Here is a 20,654-nt window from a genome sequence, read left to right as displayed (position 1 = left end):
GGCGGCCGGCGGTCAGCCGGGTTCAGCCGCCGTAGAGCGAGCGGCGCGCCTTGTCGGCGACGGCCACGCCTTTGCGTTCGCGGATCTGTTCCAGCACCCGCTCACCCACGGCGCGCAGCTCTTCGATGGTCGAGGCCTTCTCGACCGCAAGCGTGAGCGTGAAGCCGCGCAGACCGAGCTCGCTCGAGATGAGCTGCGTCAGCTTGGCGGTGAACTGGCCGTAGTCCATGTCCGCGGCGTCTTCGAGCGGCGGGGGCAGCGTCATCGGCTGGGTCGCGGCGCCGCCGCGGTCCGACGACGAACCGGACGAGCGCCCGTTCGACGACGAAGGGGCCGGGGCGATCAGGTGCAGCGATTCGAGGAACTTGAAGTCCTCGGGCTTCAGGCCGACCACGTTGGCCAGCAGCATCTCTTCGGTCTTGACCCCGTCGATCAGCAGCAGCAGGTTGCGCTGCAGGCGCTCTTTCACCAGTGCGCGTGCCTGCACTTCCGCTCGTCCTGCTTCGGTCTTGCTCCAGATCACTGACAACCTCCCGTGGACCACCTGGTTTCGGCTGCGGGGCTCGGTCGGCCCGTCACCAAACTCCCTTGGGGCCTGTTGGTACCCCTTTGGTCGCCCGTGTGGGGGCGACGTTCTGCATTAGAACCGCCTCGCCACGAAATTTTCACGAATTCCCGCCGCTTGCGAAGGTATTGCCGGCGGCGGGTGAGTCGTGGGCTGGGCGGCGTTCAGGCCGCCTTGTCGCGCAGCTCGCGGCGCAGGATCTTGCCGACCGGCGTCTTGGGCAGCTCGTTGCGGAACTCCACCACCTTGGGCCGCTTGTAGCCGGTCATGTTGGCCTCGCAGTAGGCGCGGACGTCGGCTTCGGTCACGGCCGGGTTGCTGCGCACGATGACGAGCTTCACCGCTTCGCCGGCCTTCGCGTCGGGCACGCCCACCGCGGCGCATTCGAGCACGCCGGGCATCTGCGTGACCACGTCTTCGACTTCGTTCGGGTACACGTTGAAGCCGCTCACGAGGATCATGTCCTTCTTGCGGTCGACGATGCGGAAGAAGCCGCGGTCGTCCACCGTGCCGATGTCGCCGGTGCGGAAGAAGCCGTCGGCCGTCATCACCTTGGCGGTCTCGTCGGGGCGCTGCCAGTAGCCGGCCATCACCTGCGGGCCGCGGATGGCGATCTCGCCCGGCGTGCCCGGGGGCACCTCGTTACCGTCGTCGTCGAGCAGCTTGAGCTCGGTGCCGGGCAGCGGCAGGCCGATGGTGCCGGTGAACTTGTCGCTGTCGGTCGGGTTGCAGGTCGCGGTGGGCGAGGTTTCCGACAGGCCGTAGCCTTCGACGATCGGGCAGCCGGTCTTCTCGAGCCAGAGCTTGGCGGTCGCCTGCTGCACGGCCATGCCGCCGCCGACCGAGATCTTCAGGTGGCTCCAGTCGACGGTGTTGAAGTCGGGGTGGTTGGCCATCGCCATGAAGAGCGTGTTCACCGCCGGAAAGCTGTGGATGCGCTCGCGCGAGAGGTCCTTGAAGACGGCGGGGATGTCGCGTGGGTTCGGGATCAGGATGTTGCAGCCGCCCATGCGCATGCCCAGCATCATGTTCGAGGTGAAGCCGAAGATGTGATACAGCGGCAGGGCGGCCACGGTGGTGATCTGCTCGCCCGGCGTCATCTTCTTCAGCGCGGGCTGGTACCAGGCTTCGCACTGCAGCGTGTTGGCCACGAGGTTGCGATGCAGCAGCACCGCGCCCTTGCTCACGCCGGTCGTGCCGCCGGTGTACTGCAGCACGGCGATGTCGGTCGGCTTGGTGTCGGGCGCGCGGTAGGCGGCCTTGCGGCCGGCGGCCACGGCGTCCTTGTAGCGCACGGCGTTGGGCAGCGTGAACGCCGGCACCATCTTCTTCACGTTGCGCACGACGTAGTTGACGATCAGGCCCTTCACGCCGAGCAGGTCGCCCATCGAGGCGAGGATCACCTTCTTGGTCGGCACCGCGGCATAACAGGCCTGCAGCGTGGCGGCGAAGTTCTCGATGATGACGATGGCCTTGGCGCCCGAGTCCTTCAACTGGTGCTCGAGTTCGCGCGGGGTGTAGAGCGGGTTCACGTTCACCACCACCAGGCCGGCGCGGATGATCGCGGCCACGGCCACCGGGTACTGCGGCACGTTGGGCATCATGATGGCCACGCGGTCGCCCTTCTCCAGCCCTTGCGACTGCAGGTAGGCGGCGAGCGCACGCGACTGCTCGTCGATCTGGGCGAAGGTGAAGCCCTTGCCCATGAACTTGTAGGCCGTGGCCGAGGCGTGCTTCTTGAACGACTCTTCGAGCAGGGCCAGCAAAGACGGGTACTGCCCGAAGTCGATCTGCTCAGGCACGCTGGCCGGGTACTGCTTGAGCCACACTTTTTCCATTTTTGATTTCTCCGAAAGAGAGTCCGAGACCGCGGTCTGCATGAAGCGGGCGATTCTGACGTGGAACTGACGTGTACTCCATCAGGGGTTTCGAGCGAACGATCGTTCTTTTCTGAGGTTTTGCCTCTAGGGCGGGCCCCAAAGGACGTCGGCCCAGACCCCCTTTGGGAGGGTCTGGGCCGAGAACTGCGTCACGCTTGGGCGGGGGCTTACTCGACCGCCTTCACCATGTCTTCCACGACCTTCTTTGCATCGCCGAAGACCATCATGGTCTTGTCCATGTAGAAGAGCTCGTTGTCGAGGCCGGCGTAACCGGCGGCCATCGAGCGCTTGTTCACGATGATGGTCTTGGCCTTGTACGCCTCGAGGATGGGCATGCCATAGATCGGGCTGCCCTTCACGTGCGCGGCCGGGTTCACCACGTCGTTGGCGCCGAGGATGATGGCCACGTCGGCCTGGCCGAATTCGCCGTTGATGTCTTCCATCTCGAAGACCTGGTCATAAGGCACTTCGGCTTCGGCCAGCAGCACGTTCATGTGGCCTGGCATGCGGCCGGCGACCGGGTGGATGGCGTACTTCACCGTCACGCCCTTCTCGGTCAGCTTGGCGGCCAGTTCCTTCACGGCGTGCTGGGCGCGGGCGACGGCCAGGCCGTAACCCGGCACGATCACCACCGTCTCGGCGTTGCCGAGCACGAAGGCCGCGTCGTCGGCGCTGCCGCTCTTCACGTTGCGCTGCTGCTGAGCGCCGCCCACCGCGGCCGTGGCGTCACCGCCGAAGCCGCCGAGGATCACGTTGAAGAACGAGCGGTTCATCGCCTTGCACATGATGTAGCTCAGGATCGCGCCGGACGAACCGACGAGCGAGCCCGCGATGATCAGCATGCTGTTGTTGAGCGAGAAGCCGATGCCGGCCGCGGCCCAGCCCGAGTAGCTGTTGAGCATCGACACCACCACCGGCATGTCGGCACCGCCGATCGGGATGATGATCAAGACGCCCATCACGAAGCTCAGCGCCAGCATCGCGAAGAAGGCATTCCAGTTGCCGGTGAACATGAACACCAGGCCCAGGCCCACGGTGGCCAGGCCCAGCACCAGGTTCAGCATGTGCTGGCCGGCGAAGACCACCGGCGCACCCTGGAACAGGCGGAACTTGTACTTGCCCGAGAGCTTGCCGAAAGCGATCACCGAGCCGCTGAAGGTGATGGCGCCGATGGCCGCACCGAGGAAGAGCTCAAGCCGGTTGCCGGTGGGGATGGGGTCGCCCTTGGCCGCGATGTTGAACGCATGCGGCTCGGCGACGGCGGCCACGGCGATGAACACCGCCGCGAGGCCGATCATGCTGTGCATGAACGCGACCAGCTCGGGCATCTTGGTCATCTCGACGCGCTTGGCCATGATGGCGCCGGCCGTGCCGCCGACCAGCAGGCCCAGCAGCACCCAGCCGAGGCCGAGGGCACTGCCGCCGGCCAGCTTGACGATCAGCGCGCCCGTGGTCACCACGGCGATGGCCATGCCGACCATGCCGAAGAGGTTGCCGCGGATCGAGGTGGTGGGGTGGCTCAGGCCCTTCAGGGCCTGGATGAAGCAGATGCTCGCAACGAGGTAGAGCAGCGTGACGACATTCATGCTCATTTCGCGCCCTCCTTGGCGGCGGCGGGAGCCTTCTTCTCTTTCTTCTTGAACATCTCGAGCATGCGCCGCGTGACGAGGAAGCCGCCGAACACGTTGACCGCGGCCAGCGCCACGGCGAGCACGCCCATGGTCTTGCCGAGCGGCGTCTCGGTGAGCGCAGCGGCCAGCATGGCGCCCACGATCACGATGGCCGAGATGGCGTTGGTCACGGCCATCAGCGGGGTGTGCAGGGCCGGGGTCACCGTCCAGACGACGTGGTAGCCCACGTAGATCGCGAGCACGAAGATGATGAGGTTGGTGATGGTCGGCGAAATGATGTCCATCTCGACGTTCTCCTTGGAATGGGTTCTGGCGGAATTACAGCTTGCGGATTTCTTTGACCTTGTTGCGCTCGTCGAGCAGCACCACGGTCGGCTTGTAGGTGGCGGAGTTGACCTCGCTCATCGTCGCGTAGGTGCAGATGATGAGCAGGTCGCCCACATGTGCCCGGCGGGCGGCGGCGCCGTTGAGGGAGATCGTCCCCGAGCCGCGCGGCGCCTTGATGATGTAGGTGGAGAAGCGCTCGCCGTTGTTGATGTTGTAGAGCTCGATGCGCTCGTACTCCACCATGTTGGCGGCTTCCAGCAGGTCTTCGTCGATGCCGCACGAGCCCTCATAGTGCAGGTCGGCTTCGGTGACGGTGGCTCTGTGCAGCTTGGCACGGAGCATCACGCGGTTGTTCATGCTGGCCTCTTACTTCCGCTTCACTTCGCCGCCCTGCGTCATCAGGCAGGCGGCCACGATGTCGTCGTCCATCGGCACGTTGAAGCCGCCTTCCTTGGTGATGACGAGCTTCAGGAAGTCGAGCACGTTGCGCGCGTAGAGCGCGCTCGCGTCGGCGGCGACCAGCGCCGGCAGGTTGGTCTCGCCCACCAGCGTGACGCCGTGCTTCACGACCGTCTTGTTGGCCTCGGTCAGCGGGCAGTTGCCACCTTGCGCCGCGGCCAGGTCGACGATCACCGAGCCCGGCTTCATCGCCTTGACCATCTCTTCGGTCACGAGCACCGGCGCGGCACGGCCCGGGATCAGCGCGGTGGTGATCACGATGTCGGCTGCGGCCACGCGCTTGGCGACCTCGACCTTCTGGCGGTCGAGCCAGCTTTGCGGCATCGGCTTGGCGTAGCCGCCCACGCCTTCGGCGGCTTCCTTCTCTTCCGGCGTGTCGTAGGACACGTCGATGAACTTCGCGCCGAGCGACTCGACCTGCTCCTTCACCGAAGGCCGCACGTCGGAGGCTTCGATCACGGCGCCCAGGCGCTTGGCGGTGGCGATGGCCTGCAGGCCCGCCACGCCCACGCCGAGGATCACCACGCGCGCGGCCTTCACCGTGCCGGCCGCGGTCATCAGCATCGGGAAGAAACGCTGGTACTTGTCGGCCGCGATCATCACGGCCTTGTAGCCGGCGATGTTGGCCTGCGAGGACAGCACGTCCATGCTCTGTGCGCGGGTCGTGCGCGGCGCGGCTTCGAGCGCGAAGCTCGTGAGGCCGGCGCGGGCGATGCGCTGCAGGCCGGCGGCGTCGAAGGGGTTGAGCATGCCCACGAGGTTGGCGCCGCTCTTCATCAGCGACAGCTCCGAGTCGACCGGCGCACGCACCTTGAGCACCAGGTCGGCACCGAAGGCGCCGGCCTGGTCGGTGATCTCGGCACCGGCGGCGATGTAGGCCTCGTCGGTGGCGCTGGCGGCCACGCCGGCGCCCGACTGGATGCGCAGGGTGTGTCCCTGCGCCTTGAGTTTCTTCGCGGTTTCAGGCGTGACGGCCACGCGCGTCTCACCGGCCACCGTCTCGAGCGGTACCCCAATCAACATGGAACTGACTCCTCCGTCGCGGGCGCAGCCCATCGAGCTTGCGCTGAACTTACAAAAACACGCGAGCGTAACGCATCGCGCGCACGCCGTCGTCGCCTTGGTGTCACAGGAGAGACACGCGACTACCATGCCGCCCATGACTGAACGTTGGAAGCCCAGTGTCACCGTGGCCGCGGTCATCGAGCGCGTGGTCGACGGCGAGAGCCGCTTTCTGTTGGTGGAAGAAGACACCGCCGAAGGCTTGAAGCTCAACAACCCGGCCGGCCACCTCGAAGAGGGCGAGTCGCCCGAGCAGGGCGTGCGGCGCGAGGTGCTCGAAGAGACGGCCTGCGTCTTCTCGCCGCAATGCTTGGTGGGCGTGTACCTGTCGCGCTTCCAGCGGCCGGCCACCGGCGAAGACGTGACCTATCTGCGCCTGGCCTACGGTGGCACCGTCGGCGAGCCCGACCCGACGCGCCGTCTCGACGAAGGCATCGTCCGCACCCTGTGGATGAGCCTGCCCGAGCTGCGCGCGAGTCGCGAGCGGCACCGCAGCGCCCTGGTGCTCACCTGCATCGAGGACTACCTTGCCGGCCGGCGCCACCCGCTTTCGCTGGTGCACGCCGATGCCACGGTCCACGAGCCCGAGATCAAGCGCTGAGGCTCCACGCTCCTGACACGCCGCTGGCGGCAGCCCTCGCGCACGATCGGCCCCCTCGACCACTCGCCCAGGAACCGACATGCCCTTGCCCACCGCCCCCGACGCCCCGCACGATTTCGACTTCATCCTCGGCGACTGGCGCGTGCGGCACCGCCGCCTGAACGCCCGCCTGTCGGGCTGCACGGAATGGACCGCGTTCGAGGGCCTGTCGTCCACCCGCGCGACCCTGGGCGGCTTCGGCAACGTCGAAGACAACCTGCTGCACTTTCCCGACGGCGACGTGCGCGCGATCGCGATGCGGTCCTTCGACCCGGCAACAGGCACCTGGGCCATCTGGTGGCTCGATGGCCGTCACCCGCACCGCCTCGACGTGCCGGTGGTGGGCCGGTTCTCCGGCGGGGTGGGGGTCTTCCTGGCCGACGACACCCTGGACGGGCGGCCCATCCGCGTGCGCTTCACCTGGCGGCCCAACGGCGGTGACCGCCCGACGTGGGAGCAGGCCTTCTCGCCCGATGCCGGCGCCACCTGGGAAACCAACTGGACGATGGAGTTCACCCGCCGTGAACCTTGACCGCCTCCGCCGCGCCCTGCTGTGCAGCCTCGGCTGGCTGGCCCTGGCCGGTGCCGCCGGCGCGCAGGGGGCAGGCGGCTGCAACTGCTTCCCGCCCGAGGTGCAGGAGAAGACGGCGCGCGAGGCGCTCGACAAAGCGCGGGTGGCGGTCTACGGCCGTGTGATCGAGGTCGACCCTGCCACCGGCCGCGCGCGGCTGCAGGTGCTCGAATCCTTCAAGGGGCCGGCGACAAACGCGGTGCTGCCGCTCCTGCCCGCCACCGCGGCCTGCCTGGCGAGCAGCGTGAGGGTGGGCGACGAACGCCTGCTGCTCGTCTTCGACGAGCCCGCGAGCGCCTGCGACACCCACCCGCCCGAGCACTACCTGCTCGCGGCCTTCCGCGCGCTGCGCTGAAGGCTGCGGCCTCGCGTCACTTCGAGGCGATCACTTCCAGCAGCTCCACCTCGAAGACGAGTGCCATGCTCGGCTCGATCTTGCCGCCCGGCGCGCCACGCTTGCCGTAGCCGAGCTCGGGCGGAATGAAGAGCTTCCACTTGTCGCCGACCTTCATCTTCTGCAGCGCCTGCGTCCAGCCCGGGATCACCTGGTCGACCTGGAAGGTGGCCGGCTCGCCGCGCTTGACGGAGCTGTCGAACACCGTGCCGTCGAGCAGGGTGCCGGTGTAATGCACCTTCACGCGGTCGGTGGCCTTCGGGCTCGCGCCCTTGCCGTTGGTGATGACCTGGTACTGCAGGCCGCTTGGCAGCGCCGTCACGCCGGGCTTCTTGGCGTTCTCGGCCATGAACTTGGCGGCGGCGTCGCTGTTCTTCTTCTCGGCGGCTTCCATGCGCGTGGTGCGCTGCGCCATCAACTGCTGCTGGAACTTGCCCATCACCTCGGCCTGCTGCTCTTGCGTGAGCGCGGGCTGCTTCTTCTTCAGCGCGTCCTGCACGCCGCGCTGCAGCGCTTCGGTGTCGATGTCGGGCACTTCCTTGCTGACCGAGGAGCCGAAGTTGAAGCCGATGGAATAGGCCGCCTTCTGCGCCTCGGTGGTGAGCTTGGGCGCCGGGTCGGCGGCGAAGGCGGGCAGGGCGAGGCACAGGGCCAGGGCGAGGACGTGTTTCATGTCTCGGGGGTGTTGTAGTAGAGCGGAGGCGCGAGTATCCGCTGTCCGCCGGTCGCAGCCGCGACCCTCGCACAGTGCGAGGCTTGCTAAGGTTGCCGGCATGAAGATTTCCGAACTGGCCCGCCGCACCGGCGTCTCGGTGCACCGACTGCGGCGCTACGAAGACGCCGGGTTGATCCACGCCGAACGCCAGCCTTCGGGCTACCGCGAGTTCGGCGAGCGCACGGTGCGCGAGGTGGTGTTCCTCTCGATGGGCCGCGACCTCGGCTTTTCGCTGCAAGACCTCGGTGATGCCGTGCCGCGCTATCGCGCCGGCACGCTCACCTTCGAGCACATGATCGAGGCCATGCAGGCGCGCATCGCCGAGGTCGACGCGCTCGTCGCCGAGCAGCGCGCGCTGCGCAAGAAGCTGGTCTCGCACATCGGCTGGCTGCAGCAGCGCCAGCGCGAGGCCGTGACGGCCCGTACCACCTCGAAGAGTCCCTGGCCTCGCCCCCGAAAGGAACGCCCATGACTGCCCCCATGACCCAGCTCGACCGTGTGCGCCACGCGGTGCTCGCCATGCCGATGGCACGCACGCTACAACTCAGCTTCACGCGCCTCGACCCCGGCGAGGTGGAGCTCGAGATGCCGGTGCAAGACGCCTGGTGCTTCGCCCCTGGGCGGCTGCAGGCCACGGCGTTGTTCGCCGCCGCGGACTTTGCCGCCGTGTCGGCCGCGGGCACCTTGCTGCCCGCCGGCAGCGCCAATGCCACCGTCGACGCCACGCTCAAGCTCCTCGCGCCCGCCTCCGGCGTGCGGCTGCGCGCGCGGGGCCGTGTGGTCGATGCGAGCCGGCAACTCACCGTCTGCGCCGCTGATGTCTACGCCATCGATGCGCAAGGCGAAGAGACGCTGTGCGCCACACTGCTCGGCACGGCCCGGAATTTCGACGCGAGGCCCGCGGCATGATGCCCGACGGCTACACACGCCACACGCGGCGCAGCCCGCTCACCGACCCCTGGGAGCCGCTCTATGCGCGCGAGACGGGCGAAGCGGTGCAGCTCGCGGTCGAGGTCCGCGAGGCGCATTGCAACGCGCGGGGCTTCGCACACGGCGGTTTCATCAGCGCCTTGGCCGACAACGCGATGGGCCTGTCGGTCGTGCGCCTGGCGCGCCTGCAGCCCGGCCACGAGCAGGCCAGCGCGGTGACCGTGACGCTGGCCCTCGACTACCTCGACACCGCCCGCATCGGCGAGTGCCTCGAGGTGCGGCCGACCGTGCTCAAGCTCGGCCGCAGCCTTGCATTCGCCGAGTGCCGCGTGGTCTGTGGCGAACGCCTCATCGCACGCGGCAACGCGAGCTTCAAGATGGTCTGAGCCGGTGCCTCAGGCCATCGCCGGCGCGCTCTGGCGCCGCCAGTGCACGATCTCGGCGATGGTGAGCGTGGGCAGGCCGTGCGCGAGTGCGAAGCGGCTCACCTCGTCGCCACGCGCCATCGTGCCGTCGGGGTTCATCAGCTCGCACAGCACCGCGGCGGGCTTCAGGCCCGCCATGCGCATGAGGTCGACCGAACCTTCGGTGTGGCCCTCGCGCTCCAGCACGCCGCCCGGTCGGGCGCAGAGCGGGAACACATGGCCCGGGCGCACCAGATCGTGCGGCTGCGCGCCCTCGGCGATCGCCGCGCGGATCGTCGTCACGCGGTCGGCCGCGCTCACGCCGGTGGCCACGCCATGCCGCGCCTCGATCGACACGGTGAAGGCCGTGCCGTAGCGGCTCTCGTTGCACGGCACCATGGGCTGCAGCGCGAGCTGCGCCAGCCGATCGGGCGGCAGGCACAGGCAAACGATGCCGCTGCCCTCGCGGATGAACATCGCCATCACCTCGGGCGTGATGTGCTCGGCGGCGACGATGAGGTCGGCCTCGTTCTCGCGCTCGTCGTCGTCGAACAGAAGAATGGGCCGGCCCGCATAGAGCGCACGCAGCGCGGTTCGCAGGCGATGGGGGAAGGTGTTGAAGGTCGGTTGAGACATGAAACGCTCCTCGTTGAGTGGACGAAAAACGTTTCAGGGCGCGCAGACACACGACGCCCACGCCGGTGGCCCGGCTGGGCAGCCATGTGTCGGCACATCTTCTTGCATCCGGACTGTGACCGTCGGCCCTGGCATCGCACCAGGTCTGCTGACCCTCGCCCTGAGAAGAGCGAGGCGCTCGCGGGCTCGCGGCTTGCGCCGCATACCGCCGGTGGGGAATTCCGCCCCGCCCTGAAGACGTGTGCCGGCTCGAAGGCCGGCGCCGCGATCTTTGGCCAACGCGTGCGCCGCGGCTGTCATCTGCACGACACCGCGCGCGACGAGGCACGCGAGGGCATCGATTTTTCCGATGCCGCGACCGAAAAACTTTCCATCCACCACATGGGCGCCGCGCCTCACCATGCGCACCTCGGAACGACAGGAGGCCCCATGCGACGCCGACACCTGCTGCTCACCGCCGCCGCCACGCTCGCGCCCCGCGTGAGCCAGGCCGCGACGACGACCTGGACGCTGCCCACCGGCTACAAGGCCGATTCCTTCCAGGGCCAGAACGTCGCGCGTTTCGCGCGGAGCGTGGAGGCCGCCAGCGCCGGCAGCCTGCGCATCGAGGTGCAGCCCGACAACCAGGGCGTGCCGCTGCCGCAGATCGCCGCCGCGGTGCGCGCCGGCCGCGTGCAGGCGGGCGAGGTCATCATGACCGGCTTGGCGCAGGACATCCCCATCGCCGGCGCCGACGCCGTGCCCTTTGTCGTCGCCAGCTACGAAGACGCGCAGCGCCTGTGGCAGCACCAGCGGCCGCTGGTCGAGCGCCACTTCGAGGCGCGTGGGTTGAAGCCGCTCTTTGCCGTGCCGTGGCCACCGCAGGGGCTCTACACGATCCGCCCGGTGCGCAGTGCCGACGACCTGCGCGGCAGCCGCATGCGCACCTACAACGCCACCACCGTGCGGATCGCCCAGCTGCTTGGCGCCGAGCCGGTCGACGTGCCGATGTCCCAGGTCGGCCAGGCGCTCGCCGAGGGCCGCATCGACACCATGATCACCTCCGCCGTGACCGGCGTGGAGAACAAGGTCTGGAGCGCCTTCAAGTTCTTCTACGAGATCAACGCCTGGTTCCCGAAGAACCTCACTTTCGCCAACGCCGCCGCGTATGCGGCGCTGTCGGACGCGCAGCGGCAGGCGGTGCGCCAGTCCGCCAGCGCCGCCGAAACCGCCGGCTGGGCGGCCAGCCGCGTGGCCGCCACCGAATCGGCGCAGGAGCTGCGACGCAACGGCCTGCGCATCGAGCCGGCGCCGCCGCTGCTGCAGCCGGTCATCCGCCGGCTCGGCGAGCGCTTCTCGCTCGAATGGCTGCAGAGCGTGGGGCGCGAGGCCAACGAGGTGTTCGTGCCCTTCTACGCCACGCGCTGAGGGGCGGCGCGAGAAGGCTCTCAGTGGCCTTGCGCCAGCGCCGCCGGGGCGCGCTTTCTACAATCGCGCCCCATGGTGAAAGAGCGTGTGGTCGTGGGCTTGAGCGGCGGTGTCGATTCCGCGGTGAGCGCGCACCTGCTCAAACAGCAGGGCCATGAGGTCATCGGCATCTTCATGAAGAACTGGGAAGACGATGACGACGACGAGTACTGCTCGTCACGGCAGGACTTCCTCGACGCCGCCTCGGTGGCCGACGTGCTTGGCATCGAGATCGAGCACGTGAATTTCGCCGCCGAGTACAAGGACCGCGTCTTCGCCGAATTCCTGCGCGAGTACCAGGCCGGCCGCACGCCCAACCCCGACGTGCTGTGCAACGCCGAGATCAAGTTCAAGGCCTTCCTCGACCACGCGATGCGGCTCGGCGCCGGGAAGATCGCGACAGGCCACTACGCCCGCGTGCGTGAGGTGAAGGGCGAGTTCCAGCTGCTGAAGGGCCTCGACCCGCTGAAGGACCAGAGCTACTTCCTGCACCGCCTGACGCAGGCGCAGCTCTCCAAGACGATGTTCCCGGTCGGCGAGCTGCCCAAGACCGAGGTGCGCCGCATCGCCGCCGAGATCGGCCTGCCCAATGCGAAGAAGAAGGATTCGACCGGCATCTGCTTCATCGGCGAGCGGCCGTTCCGCGAGTTCCTCAACCGCTACCTGGCGAACCAGCCCGGCCCCATCCTCGACGACCGCGGGCGCAAGGTGGGCGAGCACGTGGGCCTCTCCTTCTACACGCTCGGCCAGCGCAAGGGCATCGGCATCGGCGGCCTGAAGGAGCGCGGTGCGGCCAAGGGTGGCAGTGAGCACGAGCCGTGGTTCGTGGCGCGCAAGGACATGGCGCGCAACACGCTCTCGGTGGTGCAGGGCCATGACCACCCGTGGCTGCTCTCGTCGGGCCTGGTCGCCGACGACCTGAGCTGGGTCGCCGGCCAAGCGCCGAAGGCCGGCCCGGTGGCGGCCAAGACCCGCTATCGGCAGAGCGATGCGCCCTGCACCATCGCCCCGACGGCGGGCGGCTTCACGCTGCACTTCGACAGCCCGCAGTGGGCCGTGACCCCCGGCCAGTCAGCCGTGGTCTACGACGGCGAGGTCTGCCTGGGCGGGGGCGTGATCTCGGCGGCGATCACCGAGCCCGAGACAGCCGAAGCCAGGTAAGCCAGCGCTCATCAACGCACGGCCTGGGAAATGGCCGTGAACTGCTGCACGCCCCGGCGTGTGATGGCACGCGCGTCTTCAAGTCCCCCGGTTGCAAGCCGATACACCGAGGAGCCCGACCAACCGGCCGGGCGCTGCTGTCGACGCGCCGCCATGCCCCGATTTCCCCTTGCCTTCGTGTTTGCGTTCAGCGTGCTGGTGCCGGCGCTCGCCCATGCCGCGGTCCACGTGGCCGTGACCGATGAAGGCGGGCGGGCGCTCGCGGACGCGGTGGTGATGCTCGACGCGACCGGCCCACGCCCGCCGGTCAAGCCCATGCCCACGGTCGAGATCGCGCAGGCGCAGCGCAAGTTCAACCCGAGCCTCACGGTGGTGACGGTCGGCACGCCGGTGAACTTCCCGAACTTCGACACCGTGCGCCACCATGTGTACTCGTTCTCGCCGACCAAGACCTTCGAGCTGAAGCTCTACGCCGGCGTGCCGGCCAAGCCCATCGTGTTCGACAAACCGGGTGCCGCCGTGCTCGGCTGCAACATCCACGACCGCATGGCGGCCTGGGTGGTGGTGGTCGACACGCCGTATTTCGCGCGCACCGATGCGCAGGGCCAGGTGCAGCTCGAGGGCGTGCCACCCGGTCAGTACCGTCTGCGCGCCTGGCACGCCGGGGTGCCGGCGGGCAAGGAGCCGGCGCCCGTCGCCTTCACCGTGGCCGGGGGCGATGCCCGCGCTCAGCTCACCCTGCCGGCGGCGCCGCTGTGAACCACACGAGCATGAGCGCCCCGTCGCCCCGCCCTGGTCCGATCGCGCGGGTGCGGCGCTGGCTGCGCAAGTCGCTCAGCGCGCGCATCGTGTTCGTGTTCCTTGGCTTGCTGCTGGTGGTGCAGGGCCTGAGCTTCCTCGCCATCCGCGCCAGCATCGACCACAACGCTCGCGCCGCGATCGGTGGCGATCTCGAAGTGGGCGAGCGGCTGCTGCGGCGCCTGCTGCTGCAAAACGCCGCCAAGCTCACCGAGGGCGCGACGCTGCTCGCCTCTGACTACGGCTTCCGCTCGGCCGTGTCTAGTGGTGACGAGGCCACCATCGGCTCGGTGCTCGCCAACCACGGCGAGCGCATCGGCGCGAGCGTGGCCGCACTGCTCGACACCGACTTCAAGCTGCGCGCCTCGGCCCATGCCGATGCGCGCTCGTTGCAGCCCGTGTTGAACCGCCTGGGCCAGTTGCACGATCGCAAGGCCGCGGGCGACGTGGTGATGGTCGACAACCGGCCCTTCCAGTTCGTGCTGGTGCCGCTGCGTGCGCCGGTCACGGTGGGCTGGGTGCTGATGGGCTTCCCGGTCGACCAGCGGTTGGTCGACGAAATGCTCGGCTATTCGTCGCTGCACGTGATCCTCGAAGCGCGGCCCGCGCCGCAGGCACCGTGGACGCTGCTGCTCTCGACCCTGCCGCAGGAGTCTCGCAACGCCTTTTTGCGGCTGGAACAGAGCGTCGACCGCGACCAGTCCGGCAGCGTCGTGCTGCCCAGCGGCGAATACCAGACCCGCGCCGTGCCGTTGACCGAAGGCGACGTGCCCGGCCCCACGGTCTCGGCCTTGCTGATGCTCTCGGTCGACGAGGCCGTGGCCCCGTTCCGCCAGCTGCAGCTCGGCCTGGCCGCGCTCACGCTGCTCGGCGTGCTGGTGTTCGGCATCGGCAGCGTGCTCACGGCACGCCGGGTCACGACGCCGCTGCGCCGCCTGGCTGCCGCGGCCGAACGCCTGGGCGCCGGCGACTACGCCACCCCGCTCGGCGGCCAGCACCGCACCGACGAGGTCGGCGACCTGGCCCACGCCTTCGAGCGCATGCGCATCAACGTGGCCGGCCAGCAGGAAGAGATCCTCAAGCTCGCCTACTGGGACAGCCTCACCGGCCTGCCCAACCGCGTGCAGTTCCGCAACGCGGTGATGGAGGCGATGGCGCTGGCTGCGGCCGACAGCCGCTCCGTCGCGGTGGTGATGCTCGACCTCGACCGCTTCAAGCACGTCAACGACGTGCTGGGCTACCGCTTCGGTGACCTCATGTTGAAGGGCGTGGCCGAACGCCTGTCGCAGCAGGCCGTGCGCAACGGCGATCTCGTGGCCCGCCTCGGTGGCGACGAGTTCGCCGTGCTGCTGGCCGACCTGGAGCCGGCCGATGACCTGGCGCACACCCGCTCGGTGGCGCAGCGCCTGCATGCCGCGTTTGGCGATGTGATGACGCTCGAAGATCACACCGTCGACATGAACGCGAGCTTCGGCATGGCGGTGTGGCCGCACCACGCGCAAGACGCCGACGGCCTGCTCAACCGCGCCGAAGTGGCGATGTACCAGTCCAAGCGCCGCAACGACGGGCCGGTGCTCTACGACCCGGCCTTCGACGCCGCCAGCAGCCAGACGCTCACGCTGCTGGGCGAGCTGCGCCACGCCGTCGACCACCGCGAGCTGCGCCTGTACCTGCAACCCAAGCTCGCGCTCGACACCGGCCACGTGGTGGGGGCCGAGGCGCTGCTGCGCTGGCAGCATCCGCAGCGCGGCCTGGTGCCGCCGATGCAGTTCATTCCCTTCGCCGAGCAGACGGGATTCATCCGCACGCTCACGCTCTGGGTGTTCGAGGAGTCGGCACGCATGTGGCGCGTGCTCAACGAATCGGGCCTGCGCATCACCATCTCGGTCAACCTCTCGACGCGCGACCTGCTCGACGTGGAGCTGCCGCAGAAGTTCGAGGCCCTGCTCGTCAAGCACATCGTGCCGGCCGAGGGCTTCTGCCTCGAGATCACCGAGAGCGCGATCATGGACGACCCCCAGCGTGCGATGAGCACGCTGGAGCGCCTCTCGGGCCTGGGCTTCCGCCTGTCGATCGACGACTTCGGCACCGGCTATTCCTCGCTCGCCTACCTGAAGCGCCTGCCGGTCGACGAGATCAAGATCGACCGCTCGTTCGTGATGAGCATGGAGAAAGACCCCAACGACGCACGCATCGTGCGCTCGACCATCGACCTCGCACACGGCCTGGGTCTCACCGTGGTGGCCGAGGGGGTGGAGAACGCGCAGGTGTGGCAGCTGCTGCGCGAGCAGGCCTGCGACGAAGCGCAGGGTTTCCACATGAGCCGGCCGCTGCCGAGCAGCGAATTCATCTCGTGGTCCACCGGTTGGACGACGCGCCTGTCGGCGATGAAGCTCAAGGGCGAGAGCCGGATGAACGTCACCTTGCACTGAGCGTCAGTGCACGGCGCGCTGGGGCTGTTCAGGGCTTCTGGCCTTCGGCCGGCGCGGGCTCGGCCACGAAGCCGATGCGGTTGAGACCGGCTTTCTGCACCGTGCCGATCAGTTCGGCCACCCGGCCATAGGGCACGGTCTTGTCGGCGCGCAGCTGCACCTCGGTCTGCGGGTTCTTGCGCGCGGCCTGGGCCACACGCTCGGCGAAGGTGGTGGCGTTGACCGGCTGGTCGGCGATGTAGAGCCGGCCTTGCGGGTCGATCGAGACGGCGATGAAGTCGGGCTGGTCGCTCGCGGTGGCGGCTTCGCTCTTGGGCAGGTCGAGCTTGAGGCTCGAGCTCATCAGCGGCGCGGTGATCATGAAGATCACCAGCAGCACCAGCATCACGTCGATCAGCGGCGTCATGTTGATGTCGCTCATCGGCGGGGGCGCCGAGCTGCGTTCGAGGCGGCCGAAGGCCATGGCTCAGACGTCCGTCTTGTTGGCCGAGGGCTCGGCCAGCAGCTCGCGCAGGTCGTGGGCGAAGCCTTCGAGATCGGCTTCGCAGGCGGCGACGCGCTTGTTGTAGACGTTGTAGGCCAGCACCGCGGGAATCGCGACCGCGAGGCCGGCGGCCGTCATCACGAGCGCTTCACCGACCGGGCCCGAGACGCGGTCGATCGTCACCGTGCCGGCGGCCGAGATGCTGAGCAGCGCGTGGTAGATGCCCCAGACCGTGCCGAAGAGGCCGATGAAGGGCGCGGTGCTGCCGATGGAGGCCAGTACCACCTGGCCGAACTGCAGCTGCGTGAGCACGCGGTGCAGCGCATCGCGCAGGCGGCGCGTGAGCTGCGAGGCCAGGTGGCCGCGCGATTCGAGCGTCTGGCCGGAGTGCGAGGCGGTGGCGGCGGCGAGCAGCGGGCGCAGCACGCCTTCGCGGTCGAACACGGCGAGCTGCTTTTCGCCTTCGTCCAGCGAGGCGGCGCCCCAGAAGGCCGGCACGGCGCGGGCGATGTCGCGCTTCACGCGGCCGAGCACCCAGCCCTTCCAGAAGATGAGCACCCACGCGCTGATCGACATCAGCAGCAGCAGCACGGCCACGCCGCGCGTGATGGCGTCGCCCTGTTGCCAGAACTGTGCGAAGCCGCCCATGTTCAGCGCAGCCCCAGCACGTCGTTCATGGTGAAGAGGCCTGTGGCCTTGTCGCGCAGGAAGCGCGCGGCGCGCACGCTGCCCTGGGCATATCCGGCGCGGCTGCCGCTCTTGTGCGAGATCTCGATGCGCTCGCCGGTGCCGGCGAAGAGGGCGGTGTGGTCGCCGATGATGTCGCCGCCGCGGATGGTGGCGAAGCCGATGGTCGAGGGGTCGCGCTCGCCGGTCACGCCTTCGCGGGCGTACACAGCGCAGTCCTTGAGGTTCTTGCCGAGCGCCGCGGCGATGGTTTCGCCCATCGCGAGCGCGGTGCCACTCGGCGCGTCGACCTTGTGGCGGTGGTGGGCTTCGATGATCTCGATGTCGTAGCCCTCGCTCAGCGCACGCGCGGCCACGTCGAGCAGGCGCATCAGCACGTTGACGCCCACGCTCATGTTGGGCGACTGCACGATGGCGATGTGCTTGGCCTGCGCGGCGATCTCGGCCTTCTGGGCGTCGGTGAGGCCGGTGGTGCCGATCACGAGCTTCACGCCGAGCTCGCGGCACACGGCCAGGTGGGCCATCGTGCCTTCGGGGCGGGTGAAGTCGATCAGCACCTCGGCGTTGGCGAGGCCGCTCTTCAGGTCGGCCGTGATGTGCACGCCGCTCGTGCGGCCGAGGAAGCCGGCAGCGTCTTGGCCCAGGGCGGGGCTGCCGGGCACGTCGAGCGCACCGGCGAGCTGGCAGTCGTCAGCGGCCATCACCGCCTCGATCAGCATGCGGCCCATGCGGCCGGAGGCGCCCGCAATCGCGATGCGCAGGGGGGAGGTGCTCATGTGCGGGGCTCCAGCGGCGGGTAGCTGCGCGCCGGGCCTTCGGGTGCCGAGGCGGCGGGCTCGGGCTTGGGCGGCACCGGCAGGGCCTTGATCTCGTCAGGCGTCAGGGCGAGCTTGGGCGCCTTGCGCGGCGTCTTCGCGGTGTCGATCGACGACACGAAATCGCGCTCGGAGGGCAGGTCGGGGGCGTCGAGGCTCTTCAGCTTCTCGCCCTCGAAGAGTGCGACCACCTTGCGCTGCTGCGGCTCGGCGCCCTGGCGGCGGATGGTGAAGACGTAGTCCCAGCGGTCGGCGTGGAAGACGTCGGTGAGCAGCGGCGAGCCGAGGATGTCGCGCACCTGGCTGCGCGTCTGGCCGGGTTTGACGAGCGCGACCTGCTCCTGGGTCAGCACGTTGCCCTGCACGACCTCGATGCGGTAAGGGGTGATGAAGCCGAGGAAATGGTCGCTGGATTGCAGCGAACTGCAGCCCGCGAGCAGGATGGCGGCCAGCGGGCCGGCAATGCGAGGAAACGACATGCGCATGGGGCGTTGCAGAAGGGGTGGCGGCCTGCTGGGAAGAGGCCAACCTCGATATGATCCGCGGATTCTAGGGGTGCGTTGCGCCCCGCTGGACAGCCCCCATGTCAAACGCCGAAGACCTCAAGAGCAGTGGCCTCAAGGCCACCCTGCCGCGCATCAAGATCCTGGACGTGTTCCACCAGTCCAGCCAACGGCACATGACCGCGGAAGACGTGTTCAAGTCGCTGCTGACCGAAGGCGCCGACATCGGCCTGGCCACCGTCTACCGGGTGCTGATGCAGTTCGAGCAGGCGGGCATCCTGTCGCGCAACCATTTCGAGTCGGGCAAGGCGGTCTTCGAGCTCAACGAGGGCCAGCACCACGACCACCTGGTGTGCATCGACTGCGGGCGCGTGGAAGAGTTCTACGACCCCGAGATCGAGAAGCGGCAGAACGCCATCGCCGAAACCAAAGGCTTCCAGCTGCAGGACCACGCGCTGTCGCTCTACGCGGTCTGCACGAAGAAGAACTGCCAGTACAAGCAGAGCAAGTAAGCCCTACTCGGGTTTCTGCATGGCTTTCTGGTGGCGCTCGATGAACTCGCGGTAGGTGTCGATGCCGCGCAGTTGCAGGATGGTGTTGCGCACCGCGGCTTCCACCAGCACGGCCAGGTTGCGGCCGGCGTCCACCGCAATCACCACCTTGCGGATGGGGACACTCAGCACGTCTTCGTTCAGCGGCTCATAGGGCAGGCGCTCGAAGTCGCGTTCCAGCGTTTCCTTGCGCACCAGGTGCACGATGAGCTTGAGCCTCATCTTCCGGCGCACCGCCGTCTCGCCGAAGATCGACTTGATGTCCAGCAGGCCGATGCCGCGCACTTCGAGCAGGTTCATCAGCAACTCGGGGCAGCGGCCTTCGATGGCGGTCTGCGAGATGCGGTACAGGTCGACCGCATCGTCGGCCACCAGGCCGTGGCCGCGGGAGATCAATTCCAGGCCGAGTTCGCTCTTGCCCAGGCCCGATTCACCGGTCAGCAGGACGCCCACGCCCAGGATGTCCATGAAGACCCCATGCCGCGTGGTGCGCTCTGCGAACAGCTGCGCCAGGTAACCGCGCACCACGTCGATCACGTGGCCAGCGGAGCCGTCTGTCACGAAGAGCGGAATGTCGGCGCGGTCGCACAGGGCCACGAGCTTGTCGGGCGGCGTCTGGTTGTCGGCCACGATCACCACCGGCGGCTCCAGCGTCACGATGCGCTGGATGCGGCGTTCCTGGTCTTCAGGAGAAGAGTCCTGCAGATAGGCGACTTCACGCCGGCCGACGATCTGCACCCGGTAGGGGTGGATGTAGTTGAGATAACCCACGAGGTCCGCCGCCGATTGCGCGTTGCGCACGGCGGCTTCGTCGAAGCGACGCTCGGGGTGGGCATGGCCGGCAACCCATTCCCAACGCAGGGCTGGCCGGTGTTCTTCGAACAGCGCTTCCGCGCTGATGACTGAGGGCTTCACGCGGCGAGGATAAACCGAGTGGCGAGCCGGCCGCTCAGGCGACCGACTTCAGCGGTTCCCAGTTGGAGATCAGCTCGTGCACCTTCGCTGCCGTGTGCTCGGTCTTGAGGCGCTCACGCAACTCGCGATCGCTCAGCATCTCGGCAATCTCGGACAGGATCTCGAGGTGGCGCTGCGTGGCCGCTTCCGGCACCAGCAGGAAGATCAGGAGGCTCACCGGCTCGTCGTCGGGCGCGTCGAAGGGAATCGGCTGCTGGACGCGCACAACCGCAGCCAGCGGATTCTTCAAACCCTTGATGCGGCCGTGGGGGATGGCCACGCCGTGGCCGAGGCCGGTGGAGCCCAGCCGCTCGCGCGCAAAGAGGTTGTCGGTGACCGTGGCACGCGCGATGGAGTGCTGGTTTTCGAACAGCAGACCGGCGTGCTCGAACGCGCGCTTCTTGCTGGTGGCCTCCACGTCAACGAGTACGTTGGCGAGCGGCAGGATGGCGGACAGTCGGTTCATCGCAGGTCACGTTCGAGCCTCGCAAGAGGCGCCCGGTTCCACGAGCGACCCGGGTGACCGATCATAGAACCGGGCCCTTTCCTTGCGCACGCTCGTGCATCGGCAATGCGAGGAATTGTGCACTCGCTGCTGCGCAGCAGCAA

25 protein-coding genes and 1 riboswitch are annotated in these 20,654 nt (G+C 68.3%); of the genes, 11 read left to right on the top strand and 14 right to left on the bottom strand.

Annotation, left to right across the window (positions count from 1 at the left end):
• Positions 1 to 22 precede the first annotated feature (22 nt).
• From KF892_14230 to KF892_14205, 6 genes are all read right to left on the bottom strand, one after another.
• Positions 23 to 487 (bottom strand): hypothetical protein, encoded by a 465-nt coding sequence (locus tag KF892_14230; GenBank protein ID MBX3626169.1) that lies wholly within the window; start codon positions 485 to 487, stop codon positions 23 to 25.
• A 242-nt stretch (positions 488 to 729) separates the two neighbouring features.
• Complete coding sequence (locus KF892_14225) at positions 730 to 2,403, bottom strand: long-chain-fatty-acid--CoA ligase (protein MBX3626168.1); 1,674 nt, start codon at positions 2,401 to 2,403, stop codon at positions 730 to 732.
• A gap of 209 nt (positions 2,404 to 2,612) precedes the next feature.
• The gene (locus tag KF892_14220) at positions 2,613 to 4,037 is read right to left on the bottom strand and encodes an NAD(P)(+) transhydrogenase (Re/Si-specific) subunit beta (protein ID MBX3626167.1); all 1,425 of its coding nucleotides are present in this window, start codon (positions 4,035 to 4,037) and stop codon (positions 2,613 to 2,615) included.
• Positions 4,034 to 4,360 carry an NAD(P) transhydrogenase subunit alpha gene (locus tag KF892_14215; protein MBX3626166.1) on the bottom strand — a complete coding sequence of 109 codons (327 nt, stop codon included), beginning with the start codon at positions 4,358 to 4,360 and terminating at the stop codon, positions 4,034 to 4,036. Before KF892_14215 ends, KF892_14220 begins: the two co-directional genes overlap by 4 nt.
• A gap of 34 nt (positions 4,361 to 4,394) precedes the next feature.
• A complete protein-coding gene (locus tag KF892_14210) occupies positions 4,395 to 4,760 on the bottom strand; it encodes an aspartate 1-decarboxylase (protein MBX3626165.1) in 366 nt (121 codons plus the stop codon).
• A gap of 9 nt (positions 4,761 to 4,769) precedes the next feature.
• Positions 4,770 to 5,885, bottom strand: a complete 1,116-nt coding sequence (locus tag KF892_14205) for a Re/Si-specific NAD(P)(+) transhydrogenase subunit alpha (GenBank protein MBX3626164.1) — start codon at positions 5,883 to 5,885, stop codon at positions 4,770 to 4,772.
• A 136-nt stretch (positions 5,886 to 6,021) separates the two neighbouring features.
• On the opposite strand from KF892_14205, the gene KF892_14200 reads away from it, so the two are divergent.
• The 3 genes from KF892_14200 to KF892_14190 all read left to right on the top strand — a co-directional run bounded on the left by KF892_14200 (position 6,022) and on the right by KF892_14190 (position 7,490).
• Entirely contained in the window at positions 6,022 to 6,525 is a 504-nt protein-coding gene (locus tag KF892_14200) for an NUDIX hydrolase (protein MBX3626163.1), read from the top strand.
• A 79-nt stretch (positions 6,526 to 6,604) separates the two neighbouring features.
• Positions 6,605 to 7,096: a DUF1579 domain-containing protein gene (locus tag KF892_14195; protein ID MBX3626162.1), complete on the top strand. Its 492-nt coding sequence runs from the start codon at positions 6,605 to 6,607 to the stop codon at positions 7,094 to 7,096.
• Positions 7,086 to 7,490, top strand: coding sequence for a hypothetical protein (locus tag KF892_14190; protein MBX3626161.1), 405 nt, complete (start codon positions 7,086 to 7,088; stop codon positions 7,488 to 7,490). The genes KF892_14195 and KF892_14190 overlap by 11 nt, the downstream gene beginning before the upstream one ends.
• Before the next feature lie 16 nt (positions 7,491 to 7,506).
• On the opposite strand, the gene KF892_14185 is transcribed toward KF892_14190, so the two are convergent.
• Positions 7,507 to 8,202: an FKBP-type peptidyl-prolyl cis-trans isomerase gene (locus KF892_14185; protein ID MBX3626160.1), complete on the bottom strand. Its 696-nt coding sequence runs from the start codon at positions 8,200 to 8,202 to the stop codon at positions 7,507 to 7,509.
• Between the two features lie 100 nt (positions 8,203 to 8,302).
• On the opposite strand from KF892_14185, the gene KF892_14180 reads away from it, so the two are divergent.
• Genes KF892_14180 through KF892_14170 form a run of 3 tightly spaced genes read left to right on the top strand, consistent with a single transcriptional unit; the run spans position 8,303 to position 9,560 of the window.
• On the top strand, positions 8,303 to 8,716 hold the full coding sequence (locus KF892_14180) for a MerR family DNA-binding transcriptional regulator (protein MBX3626159.1): 414 nt from the start codon (positions 8,303 to 8,305) through the stop codon (positions 8,714 to 8,716).
• Between the two features lie 47 nt (positions 8,717 to 8,763).
• Positions 8,764 to 9,153: a PaaI family thioesterase gene (locus tag KF892_14175; protein MBX3626158.1), complete on the top strand. Its 390-nt coding sequence runs from the start codon at positions 8,764 to 8,766 to the stop codon at positions 9,151 to 9,153.
• Positions 9,150 to 9,560: a PaaI family thioesterase gene (locus KF892_14170; protein ID MBX3626157.1), complete on the top strand. Its 411-nt coding sequence runs from the start codon at positions 9,150 to 9,152 to the stop codon at positions 9,558 to 9,560. The genes KF892_14175 and KF892_14170 overlap by 4 nt, the downstream gene beginning before the upstream one ends.
• A gap of 9 nt (positions 9,561 to 9,569) precedes the next feature.
• On the opposite strand, the gene ribB is transcribed toward KF892_14170, so the two are convergent.
• Positions 9,570 to 10,214: a 3,4-dihydroxy-2-butanone-4-phosphate synthase gene (gene ribB / locus KF892_14165; GenBank protein MBX3626156.1), complete on the bottom strand. Its 645-nt coding sequence runs from the start codon at positions 10,212 to 10,214 to the stop codon at positions 9,570 to 9,572.
• A gap of 92 nt (positions 10,215 to 10,306) precedes the next feature.
• Positions 10,307 to 10,457: riboswitch (FMN riboswitch) on the bottom strand.
• Positions 10,458 to 10,643: 186 nt separating this feature from the next.
• Between ribB and KF892_14160 the strand changes: the two genes are divergently transcribed.
• From KF892_14160 to KF892_14145, 4 genes are all read left to right on the top strand, one after another.
• Positions 10,644 to 11,621: a TRAP transporter substrate-binding protein gene (locus tag KF892_14160; GenBank protein MBX3626155.1), complete on the top strand. Its 978-nt coding sequence runs from the start codon at positions 10,644 to 10,646 to the stop codon at positions 11,619 to 11,621.
• Between the two features lie 72 nt (positions 11,622 to 11,693).
• Positions 11,694 to 12,821: a tRNA 2-thiouridine(34) synthase MnmA gene (gene mnmA, locus KF892_14155; protein MBX3626154.1), complete on the top strand. Its 1,128-nt coding sequence runs from the start codon at positions 11,694 to 11,696 to the stop codon at positions 12,819 to 12,821.
• Positions 12,822 to 12,974: 153 nt separating this feature from the next.
• A complete protein-coding gene (locus KF892_14150; GenBank protein ID MBX3626153.1) occupies positions 12,975 to 13,580 on the top strand; it encodes a methylamine utilization protein in 606 nt (201 codons plus the stop codon).
• 11 nt (positions 13,581 to 13,591) lie between these two features.
• A complete protein-coding gene (locus KF892_14145; protein MBX3626152.1) occupies positions 13,592 to 16,051 on the top strand; it encodes an EAL domain-containing protein in 2,460 nt (819 codons plus the stop codon).
• Positions 16,052 to 16,079: 28 nt separating this feature from the next.
• On the opposite strand, the gene KF892_14140 is transcribed toward KF892_14145, so the two are convergent.
• From KF892_14140 to KF892_14125, 4 genes are read right to left on the bottom strand one after another with little or no spacing between them, the layout of a single operon-like run.
• A complete protein-coding gene (locus KF892_14140) occupies positions 16,080 to 16,514 on the bottom strand; it encodes a biopolymer transporter ExbD (GenBank protein MBX3626151.1) in 435 nt (144 codons plus the stop codon).
• Between the two features lie 3 nt (positions 16,515 to 16,517).
• Positions 16,518 to 17,183, bottom strand: a complete 666-nt coding sequence (locus KF892_14135; GenBank protein MBX3626150.1) for a MotA/TolQ/ExbB proton channel family protein — start codon at positions 17,181 to 17,183, stop codon at positions 16,518 to 16,520.
• Positions 17,184 to 17,185: 2 nt separating this feature from the next.
• Positions 17,186 to 17,998, bottom strand: coding sequence for a 4-hydroxy-tetrahydrodipicolinate reductase (dapB, locus tag KF892_14130; GenBank protein MBX3626149.1), 813 nt, complete (start codon positions 17,996 to 17,998; stop codon positions 17,186 to 17,188).
• Entirely contained in the window at positions 17,995 to 18,522 is a 528-nt protein-coding gene (locus tag KF892_14125) for an outer membrane protein assembly factor BamE (protein ID MBX3626148.1), read from the bottom strand. The genes dapB and KF892_14125 overlap by 4 nt, the downstream gene beginning before the upstream one ends.
• 98 nt (positions 18,523 to 18,620) lie before the next feature.
• Between KF892_14125 and fur the strand changes: the two genes are divergently transcribed.
• On the top strand, positions 18,621 to 19,052 hold the full coding sequence (fur, locus tag KF892_14120) for a ferric iron uptake transcriptional regulator (GenBank protein MBX3626147.1): 432 nt from the start codon (positions 18,621 to 18,623) through the stop codon (positions 19,050 to 19,052).
• Positions 19,053 to 19,055: 3 nt separating this feature from the next.
• Here the strand turns inward: fur and KF892_14115 are convergent, their stop codons facing one another.
• Positions 19,056 to 20,006, bottom strand: a complete 951-nt coding sequence (locus KF892_14115; protein MBX3626146.1) for an HPr kinase/phosphorylase — start codon at positions 20,004 to 20,006, stop codon at positions 19,056 to 19,058.
• Positions 20,007 to 20,040: 34 nt separating this feature from the next.
• Positions 20,041 to 20,511, bottom strand: coding sequence for a PTS IIA-like nitrogen regulatory protein PtsN (gene ptsN, locus KF892_14110; protein ID MBX3626145.1), 471 nt, complete (start codon positions 20,509 to 20,511; stop codon positions 20,041 to 20,043).
• Positions 20,512 to 20,654 lie beyond the last annotated feature (143 nt).

Source organism: Rhizobacter sp. (assembly GCA_019635355.1).
Lineage (GTDB): Bacteria > Pseudomonadota > Gammaproteobacteria > Burkholderiales > Burkholderiaceae_C > Rhizobacter.
The sequence above is the reverse complement of the archived record's forward strand: the minus strand, read 5'-3'. Positions and strand labels throughout refer to the sequence as shown.

Bases quoted from the DNA above. Each gene is read 5' to 3' on its own strand.
- KF892_14225 (MBX3626168.1), bottom strand. From the start codon at position 2,403: ATGGAAAAAGTGTGGCTCAAGCAGTACCCGGCCAGCGTGCCTGAGCAG.
- KF892_14220 (MBX3626167.1), bottom strand. From the start codon at position 4,037: ATGAGCATGAATGTCGTCACGCTGCTCTACCTCGTTGCGAGCATCTGC.
- KF892_14215 (MBX3626166.1), bottom strand. From the start codon at position 4,360: ATGGACATCATTTCGCCGACCATCACCAACCTCATCATCTTCGTGCTC.
- KF892_14210 (MBX3626165.1), bottom strand. From the start codon at position 4,760: ATGAACAACCGCGTGATGCTCCGTGCCAAGCTGCACAGAGCCACCGTC.
- KF892_14205 (MBX3626164.1), bottom strand. From the start codon at position 5,885: ATGTTGATTGGGGTACCGCTCGAGACGGTGGCCGGTGAGACGCGCGTG.
- KF892_14200 (MBX3626163.1), top strand. From the start codon at position 6,022: ATGACTGAACGTTGGAAGCCCAGTGTCACCGTGGCCGCGGTCATCGAG.
- KF892_14195 (MBX3626162.1), top strand. From the start codon at position 6,605: ATGCCCTTGCCCACCGCCCCCGACGCCCCGCACGATTTCGACTTCATC.
- KF892_14185 (MBX3626160.1), bottom strand. From the start codon at position 8,202: ATGAAACACGTCCTCGCCCTGGCCCTGTGCCTCGCCCTGCCCGCCTTC.
- KF892_14180 (MBX3626159.1), top strand. From the start codon at position 8,303: ATGAAGATTTCCGAACTGGCCCGCCGCACCGGCGTCTCGGTGCACCGA.
- KF892_14175 (MBX3626158.1), top strand. From the start codon at position 8,764: ATGCCGATGGCACGCACGCTACAACTCAGCTTCACGCGCCTCGACCCC.
- KF892_14170 (MBX3626157.1), top strand. From the start codon at position 9,150: ATGATGCCCGACGGCTACACACGCCACACGCGGCGCAGCCCGCTCACC.
- ribB (MBX3626156.1), bottom strand. From the start codon at position 10,214: ATGTCTCAACCGACCTTCAACACCTTCCCCCATCGCCTGCGAACCGCG.
- KF892_14160 (MBX3626155.1), top strand. From the start codon at position 10,644: ATGCGACGCCGACACCTGCTGCTCACCGCCGCCGCCACGCTCGCGCCC.
- mnmA (MBX3626154.1), top strand. From the start codon at position 11,694: ATGGTGAAAGAGCGTGTGGTCGTGGGCTTGAGCGGCGGTGTCGATTCC.
- KF892_14150 (MBX3626153.1), top strand. From the start codon at position 12,975: ATGCCCCGATTTCCCCTTGCCTTCGTGTTTGCGTTCAGCGTGCTGGTG.
- KF892_14145 (MBX3626152.1), top strand. From the start codon at position 13,592: ATGAGCGCCCCGTCGCCCCGCCCTGGTCCGATCGCGCGGGTGCGGCGC.
- KF892_14140 (MBX3626151.1), bottom strand. From the start codon at position 16,514: ATGGCCTTCGGCCGCCTCGAACGCAGCTCGGCGCCCCCGCCGATGAGC.
- KF892_14135 (MBX3626150.1), bottom strand. From the start codon at position 17,183: ATGGGCGGCTTCGCACAGTTCTGGCAACAGGGCGACGCCATCACGCGC.
- dapB (MBX3626149.1), bottom strand. From the start codon at position 17,998: ATGAGCACCTCCCCCCTGCGCATCGCGATTGCGGGCGCCTCCGGCCGC.
- KF892_14125 (MBX3626148.1), bottom strand. From the start codon at position 18,522: ATGCGCATGTCGTTTCCTCGCATTGCCGGCCCGCTGGCCGCCATCCTG.
- fur (MBX3626147.1), top strand. From the start codon at position 18,621: ATGTCAAACGCCGAAGACCTCAAGAGCAGTGGCCTCAAGGCCACCCTG.
- ptsN (MBX3626145.1), bottom strand. From the start codon at position 20,511: ATGAACCGACTGTCCGCCATCCTGCCGCTCGCCAACGTACTCGTTGAC.